This is a genomic window from Arthrobacter sp. CAL618 (genome assembly GCF_000468215.1).
Lineage (GTDB): Bacteria > Actinomycetota > Actinomycetes > Actinomycetales > Micrococcaceae > Arthrobacter_D.
In genome coordinates this window covers 7,278-14,071 of sequence record NZ_ASZW01000189.1, presented here as the reverse complement: position 1 = coordinate 14,071, position 6,794 = coordinate 7,278, and the positions used below count along the sequence as shown (strand labels likewise).

The window sequence follows — 6,794 nt, the reverse complement described above, 5'->3', positions numbered from 1 at the left end:
CGGGGCGACGCACAACGAAGGTGAAGTGCGCGCCCGGATCGATGACCAGCAGCTGCGCTCCGTCGGCGACCGCCGACAGCGCCGCACGCGGCGCGTAAACGGCCACGGGCCTGGCTTCCGGATGCCACGCGGCCAGTGCAGCAACAGAGCTGAAGACCGGCAGCGCCGTGCGGCCATCGGGTGCTTTGAGCGTGACCAGGGCCATGTCGGCCTCCTTGTCGCCCTCCGGTGCTCCCCCGCCGTGGCCGTGGTCGGCGTGCGAGTGAGGGTCGTCGGGCGCGGTTTCCCCAGCGAGCTGGGCTACCACGGGTACGAAAAGTCTCACCCCGGCGAGGGCGGCGAGCACTCCCGTTTCGTCGCTGGTCCCGGCCAGCAGCCGGTCGATTGCCTCGGTGTAGGCGGGCGGTGCGGCCCCGTCGTCGTCGTCGAAGTTGTGCAGCGGGTTACCCTCGCCGCTCAGGTCACGGCCTTCCCAGGCCTGCCCCGCGGAATCGGCGGTGTTGGCCGCCAGGGCAGCGGCGATATGTGCGGGGAGCTGCCGCTCGCTCACATCCGGGATGCCGGGTGCCCGGCGATGTCGAGCGCCTGGGGCAGCGTGAAAGCGCCGGCGTACAGCGCCTTGCCCACGATTGCGCCTTCCAGTCCGTGTGGCACCAGCTGGCGCAGCGCCGCGAGGTCCTCAAGACTTGAGATTCCACCCGATGCGACCACGGGCTGCGAGGTCCGCTCAAGCACCTGCTGGAGTAGTTCGAGGTTGGGGCCGCGGAGCGTGCCGTCCTTGGTGACGTCTGTGACCACGTACCGGGAGCAGCCCGCGTCTTCGAGGCGCTGCAGGACTTCCCACAGGTCGCCGCCTTCTTCGGTCCAGCCGCGGGCTGCCAGGGTGGTGCCCCGGACGTCCAGGCCGACGGCGATCTTGTCGCCGTAGCGGGCGATGGCCGCAGCGGTCCACTCCGGGTTTTCCAGGGCTGCGGTGCCGAGGTTCACCCGGTGCGCGCCGAGTTCCAGGGCTGCGTCGAGGGAAGCGTCATCGCGGATTCCCCCGGACAGCTCCACCTTGATGTCGAGTTCGTTAATCACGCGTCCGAGCAGTTCGCGGTTTGAGCCCCGGCCGAAGGCTGCGTCAAGGTCCACCAGGTGCACCCATTCGGCGCCGTCCTGCTGCCAGGCGAGGGCCGCCTCGAGGGCGTCACCGTAACCTGTTTCGCTGCCGGCCTCGCCCTGGACCAGGCGGACAGCCTGCCCGTCGACGACGTCGACGGCAGGAAGCAGTTCGAGAATGGGGGATTCAGTAAAGGGGCTCATCGGGTGTTGTGACTCTTTCGTAGCTGTCGGAGGTCTGGAATCAGATGTCGGTCAGGGTCAGGAGGTAGGCAGCGAGGAGCGCCATTCCCGCCAGGACCCAGAAGCTGATGATCAGGGCCTTGGGTAGTTCCTGCCGCCGGAAGGAGATAGCCCCACCGATCAACAGGCCCGCGAGCCCCATCAACACTATGCTCCACATGACTACCGCAGCCCGGCTGTCCAGTTGGAGAGCAGACGGGCCCCGGCGTCACCGGACTTTTCGGGGTGGAACTGGGTGGCGCTGAGGGGACCGTTTTCCACGGCGGCAATGAACTGACCGCCGTGGTCCGCCCAGGTCACCATTGGGGGCTTCATGGCTGGCTGGGTGACCTCGAACTTCCACTGCTGCACGCCGTAGGAGTGCACAAAGTAGAACCGCTCGTCCTCGATGCCTTCGAACAGTTGTGACCCCTCGGCTGCCTTCACCGTGTTCCAGCCCATGTGCGGGACGACGTCAGCCTGCAACCGTTCAACGGTGCCTGGCCACTCGCCCATTCCCGCGGTCCGGACGCCGTGCTCGACGCCCTCCTCGAAGAGGATTTGCAGGCCGACGCAGATGCCAAGCACTGGCCTGCCGCCCGCCACCCGCCGGCCGATCATGCGCAGTGCATCGACATCCTTCAGACCCTTCATCACGGTCGCGAAGGCTCCGACGCCGGGCACCACCAACCCGTCGGCGTTCAGGACGTCGTCGGGTTTGGCGCTCAACGTCACTTCAGCGCCGACGTGTTCCAGGGCACGGACCGCTGAACGGATGTTCCCCGAACCGTAGTCCAGAACCGTTACGCGTGGCGCACTCATAGTGCCCCCTTGGTGGACGGGATGCCCTCCACGCGTGGGTCCGGTTCCACTGCAGCGCGCAGCGCCCGAGCGAACGCCTTGAACTGGGCTTCGACAATGTGGTGTGGATCCCGTCCACCCAACACCGTCATGTGCAGACAGATCTGGGCATGCAGGGTGATCGCCTCGAAGACGTGCCGGGTCAGCGAGCCGGTGAAGTGCCCTCCGATCAGGTGGTATTCCTGGCCTGCAGGCTCACCCGTGTGCACCAGGTATGGCCGGCCGGAGATGTCGACGACGGCGTTGGCCAACGCCTCATCCAGGGGCACCGTCGCTTCGCCGAACCTGCGGATCCCGGCCTTCGTCCCCAGGGCCTCCCGGAGCACCTCGCCGATGGTGATGGCGACATCCTCGACGGTGTGGTGGACATCGATGTGCGTGTCACCGGTGGCTCGGACCGTGAGGTCGATCAGTGAGTGCTTGGCCAGCGCAGTCAGCATGTGGTCGTAGAACGGCACCGAGGTGCTGATCTCCGCGCGTCCGGTGCCGTCAAGATCGAGCTCGACAAACACCGACGACTCGCTGGTGGTCCGTTCCCGGCTCGCAGTGCGTCCGACAGTGGTTTCCACGCTCATGGCTATCCTTCGATTGGTACGTAGCGGATGGGTGACGGTAGGGACAGCACCGGGCGCCGCTTGGAAAGGGTCTATCACCAGTCTAGGAGACGGTCCCCTCCAGCAGGGCACCGAGGGTGTCGAGGAACGCTGTGGTTTCCGTCTCGGTGCCTGCGGTGACCCGGAGGTGACCGGGAATACCGACGTCGCGAATCAGCACTCCCCCGTCGAGCAGGCCCTGCCAGATGCGGTGCGGGTCGTCCAGTCCGCCGAAGAGAACGAAGTTGGCGTCCGAGGGCACCGGGGTCAACCCGAGGTGTTGGAGACTGGTCACTATCCGATCGCGTTGCACCTTGATGTTTTCCACGTTGGCAAGCAATCGGTCAGAGTGGGTCAGGGCCGCGTTCGCTGCCGCCTGGGTGATGGCCGAAAGGTGGTACGGCAACCGGACCAGGCGCAGCGCGTCAGCAACCTCGGGGGCCGCCGCCAGGTAACCGAGCCTCGTCCCGGCCATCGCGAAAGCCTTGCTCATGGTGCGTGACACCACAAGACGTTCCCGGCCCGCCAGCAGGCTGAGGGCGCTGACGGTGCCTGCGTGGGCGAACTCGGCATAGGCCTCATCGACGATCACGATTGCCTGCGCGTCGCTGCCCGCCTCATAAACCGCTTCCACCACATCCAGGCCCAGCGCTGAGCCGGTCGGGTTGTTCGGCGAGCACAGGAAGACGAGGTTCGCGCCGGATTCGCGCACTTCGCGGGCCGCGTCGGCGGCGCTGAGCTCGAACCTGTCGTTACCCTGCCCTGCGATATAGCGGGTGCCGGTGCTGCTGGCCAGCAACGGATACATGGAGTAGGTCGGGGGGAAGCCGATGGCTGATCGACCCGGGCCACCGAAGGCCTGCAGCAGGTGCTGCAGTACCTCGTTGGATCCGTTGGCGGCCCACAGGTTTTCGGGCGTCAGTCCGTGGCCGAGGTAGCGTGCGAGATTGGTCCGGAGTTCGGTGAACTCACGGTCGGGGTAACGGTTCAGCCCCCCGACCTCCCGGCTCACCGCATCAACGATTGCCTGCCGGACATCGTCCGGCACTCCATGGGTATTCTCATTGACGTTTAGGAGGATGGGGACATCCAACTGGGGTGCCCCGTAGGGGTGCTTGCCCCGCAGATCCTCACGCAGGGGCAACCGGCTCAACCGCTCAAACTGTTCGCTCACCTGTCAAGGTTAAGCGTGGAGTGCTGCAGGTGCAGAATCGACGGGCCTTCACCCTTCATCAGGATCTTCACCGCGTTCGCAGAAGCTCCACACCCGGTGGCCGATACTGGCCGACCGGGTTGGAGGGTTCTGGGGGTGCAGCACTGGCTGTCGAGGAGTTACCGGTTGGTGGGGACATCCAGTTGCTGCCCTGCCTGCAGCACTGAGGTGCCCAGGCTGTTCAGTTCAACGATCTCGGAGACGACGATGCGCGGATCGCGGTCCGGAGCGAACTCGGTTGCCAGCTGCCAGATGGTTTCGCCGGCTGCGACGCTGACACTGACGGTCTCGGTCACCTCTCCGCCTTCAGCTGATGCCTTGGCAGGCGAGTTGAAAAATCCTGACAACATCAGAACGGCCGACGCGAGTAGCACGATCGGCAATCCGACCAACAGGAGCCGGCCCCTGCGGGTAAGCCGCAGCTTGGTGGCGCCGCTCTTGGTCGCGTCGCTTTCGGTGGTGGGGAAATTCTGGTGTGTGGTGATGACAGACATGGATACACCTCTCTGTACTCTCGAATCAGTCCATTCGGTCCTGGGGTATGAGCCCGGGACCAACCCTGAAGGTTGAAGGCGGTGTTCGAGCTAAAACCGGCGATTCCTGTTTTGTTCGAACTTATCTTCGAATTACTGCTTGTTTATTTTTAGCACTGATTGACGAACTTTGTCGAGACACGATCGAACAAATGTTTGAAAACGTGTCCTGACTCCCTTACCGTTAGGGCAAGGATGAAGGTTCGGGATCCAGCAGAAACCAGCACATCATCCGCCACTGACAAAATAAGCTCGGCCCCTGGAATCCAGGGATCTGCCGGGGTACATGGATTCTTATCGAAGGGACAGCGACCGTGAAAGAGTCCGACGCACCACTGGATGAACCGGCCTCCGACCTTGCCCCGGCTGACCCCGCCCCGGCCGTCCTGCCAGCCCGTGGCCGCCCGCGTGGGCGCCAGGTGCCCAAGGGCATGACGCCCCGCCAGAAGAAGATCCTTGAGACCATTCAGCGGGCCATCGGCACCAACGGGTATCCGCCCTCCATGCGCGAGATCGGAGACACGGTGGGGCTCGCCAGTCTCTCGAGCGTCACCCATCAGTTGTCGCAGCTCGAGCGGATGGGCTATCTCAGGCGCGATCCGAAGCGCCCCCGCGCCATGGAGATCCTGCTTCCGCTGACCCTCGACCATGATCAGCACAGCGGCGAAGAAGGATCGGGGCAGGGCACGACACCGGACGTCGGCGGCGCGATCGACGCAGCCATGGTTCCGATGGTGGGGCGGATCGCTGCCGGCGGCCCGGTGCTGGCCGACCAGGTAGTGGAAGATGTCATGCCGCTACCCCGCCAGTTGGTGGGCCACGGCGATCTCTTCATGTTGCGGGTCTATGGCGATTCGATGATCGACGCCGCCATTTGCGACGGTGACTGGGTAGTGGTCCGGCGCCAGCAGGAAGCACAGAACGGTGACATCGTGGCCGCGCTCCTCGACGACGAGGCGACTGTGAAGACTTTCCGTCAGCGCGACGGTCACACCTGGCTGCTCCCCCAGAACACCCAGTACGAGCCGATCCTGGGAGACCTCGCCACGATTATGGGCAAGGTCGTCTCGGTCATGCGCGCCCTCTAACCCCCGGGCGTGGGTTTTCCTGCCAGCCGCTCCAGGACGCCGACCGCCGTCGTGCGATCGGTGGTGGACCAAAAAGGCGGCAGCGCGGCACGCAGGAATGATCCGTAGCGTGCGTTGGCGAGCCTGGAATCGAGGATCGCCACCACCCCCTTGTCTTCGGCTGCGCGGATGAGGCGTCCGGCGCCCTGAGCGAGGCGGACGGCCGCGTGGGTTGCCGAAACACTCATGAAACCGTTTCCACCGGCTTTCGCTACGGCTCTCGTCCGAGCTGTCATGAGTGGGTCGTCAGGGCGCGGGAAGGGAATGCGGTCGATGGTCACCAGCCGGCACGACCGGCCTGGCACATCGACGCCCTGCCAGAGTGACATGGTGCCGAAGAGGCACGTGTCCGGCTCATCCGAGAATTGTTTGACCAGCGCCGACATTGACGATTCGCCCTGGCACAGGATTTCGAAGTCGACCCGAGGGCGCAGTGCTTCGGCCGCGTCTTCGGCCGCGCGGCGGGAGGAAAAAAGTCCCAGCGCCCCACCCCGCGATGCTTTCAGCAAGACCTCCAGTTCGTCGAGCTGCTCAGGCGAGGTGCCCCGCTCCGGCTTTGGAAGGTCCTTCGCGACATACAGGACGCCCTGCTTCGGGTAGTCGAAGGGGCTGCCGACGTCGACGCCGGTCCATGACGGCGCCGAGGCGCCCGCGAGACCGAGCGAACCGGCGACTGGACCGAATTCGGCCCCGATGGCGAGCGTTGCCGAGGTCAGGACCACTGTGTGATCGGCGAACAGGCCTTCCCGCAGCTTCCCGGCCACGGACAGTGGCGCGATGTTGATGGTCGCGGGTGCGTCGTCGTCGGGCTGTGAATACCCGGTGCCCGGTGAGAAGGTGCTTGGCCGTGAGGCCCAGAGCACCTCACCGGCCGGTGTCGCCGTCAGAAGCCGCTCGCAAAGTTCGAAGACGGCGAGGACGTGGGACTTCGCCATCTGCCGGCCACCGTCTGCCGGGGTCGGTCCGTCTCCTTTGGCGTCCGACAGGACGGCCCGGCAGGCTTCGCGGACCTGCGTGATCGCCGTTTCCTGCTCCTCGGTGAGTCCGGCAGCCATTAATCCCGTGGGGATCCCGGTGACTGATGACTCGAAAAAGCGGTTTGCGGAGTCGAGGCCCTCGGTGGCGATTGACAGATGACGGCGGG

The 6,794-nt window shown here is 65.2% G+C and carries 9 protein-coding genes; 1 reads left to right on the top strand and 8 read right to left on the bottom strand.

The window, feature by feature from the left end:
* The 7 genes from K728_RS0111470 to K728_RS0111440 form a co-directional block, all read right to left on the bottom strand.
* A partial coding sequence (locus K728_RS0111470; protein WP_024476794.1) for an SseB family protein occupies positions 1–559 on the bottom strand: 559 nt, incomplete at its 3' end.
* A complete protein-coding gene (gene priA, locus K728_RS0111465; protein WP_019483423.1) occupies positions 547–1,305 on the bottom strand; it encodes a bifunctional 1-(5-phosphoribosyl)-5-((5-phosphoribosylamino)methylideneamino)imidazole-4-carboxamide isomerase/phosphoribosylanthranilate isomerase PriA in 759 nt (252 codons plus the stop codon). The genes priA and K728_RS0111470, both read right to left, overlap by 13 nt.
* Before the next feature lie 40 nt (positions 1,306–1,345).
* The gene (locus K728_RS21290) at positions 1,346–1,486 is read right to left on the bottom strand and encodes a hypothetical protein (protein ID WP_019483424.1); all 141 of its coding nucleotides are present in this window, start codon (positions 1,484–1,486) and stop codon (positions 1,346–1,348) included.
* Positions 1,487–1,506: 20 nt separating this feature from the next.
* Entirely contained in the window at positions 1,507–2,145 is a 639-nt protein-coding gene (hisH, locus tag K728_RS0111455) for an imidazole glycerol phosphate synthase subunit HisH (protein ID WP_019483425.1), read from the bottom strand.
* Positions 2,142–2,759, bottom strand: a complete 618-nt coding sequence (hisB, locus tag K728_RS0111450; protein ID WP_019483426.1) for an imidazoleglycerol-phosphate dehydratase HisB — start codon at positions 2,757–2,759, stop codon at positions 2,142–2,144. Before hisB ends, hisH begins: the two co-directional genes overlap by 4 nt.
* An 82-nt stretch (positions 2,760–2,841) precedes the next feature.
* Entirely contained in the window at positions 2,842–3,951 is a 1,110-nt protein-coding gene (locus K728_RS0111445; protein ID WP_019483427.1) for a histidinol-phosphate transaminase, read from the bottom strand.
* A gap of 158 nt (positions 3,952–4,109) precedes the next feature.
* A complete protein-coding gene (locus K728_RS0111440) occupies positions 4,110–4,484 on the bottom strand; it encodes a LysM peptidoglycan-binding domain-containing protein (RefSeq protein WP_019483428.1) in 375 nt (124 codons plus the stop codon).
* Between the two features lie 470 nt (positions 4,485–4,954).
* Between K728_RS0111440 and lexA the strand changes: the two genes are divergently transcribed.
* On the top strand, positions 4,955–5,611 hold the full coding sequence (lexA, locus tag K728_RS0111435) for a transcriptional repressor LexA (RefSeq protein WP_050994982.1): 657 nt from the start codon (positions 4,955–4,957) through the stop codon (positions 5,609–5,611).
* Here the strand turns inward: lexA and K728_RS23250 are convergent.
* Positions 5,608–6,794, bottom strand: a 1,187-nt coding sequence (locus K728_RS23250) for an ATP-dependent DNA helicase (RefSeq protein WP_019483430.1), incomplete at its 5' end; no start/stop codon positions are given. The genes lexA and K728_RS23250 overlap by 4 nt on opposite strands.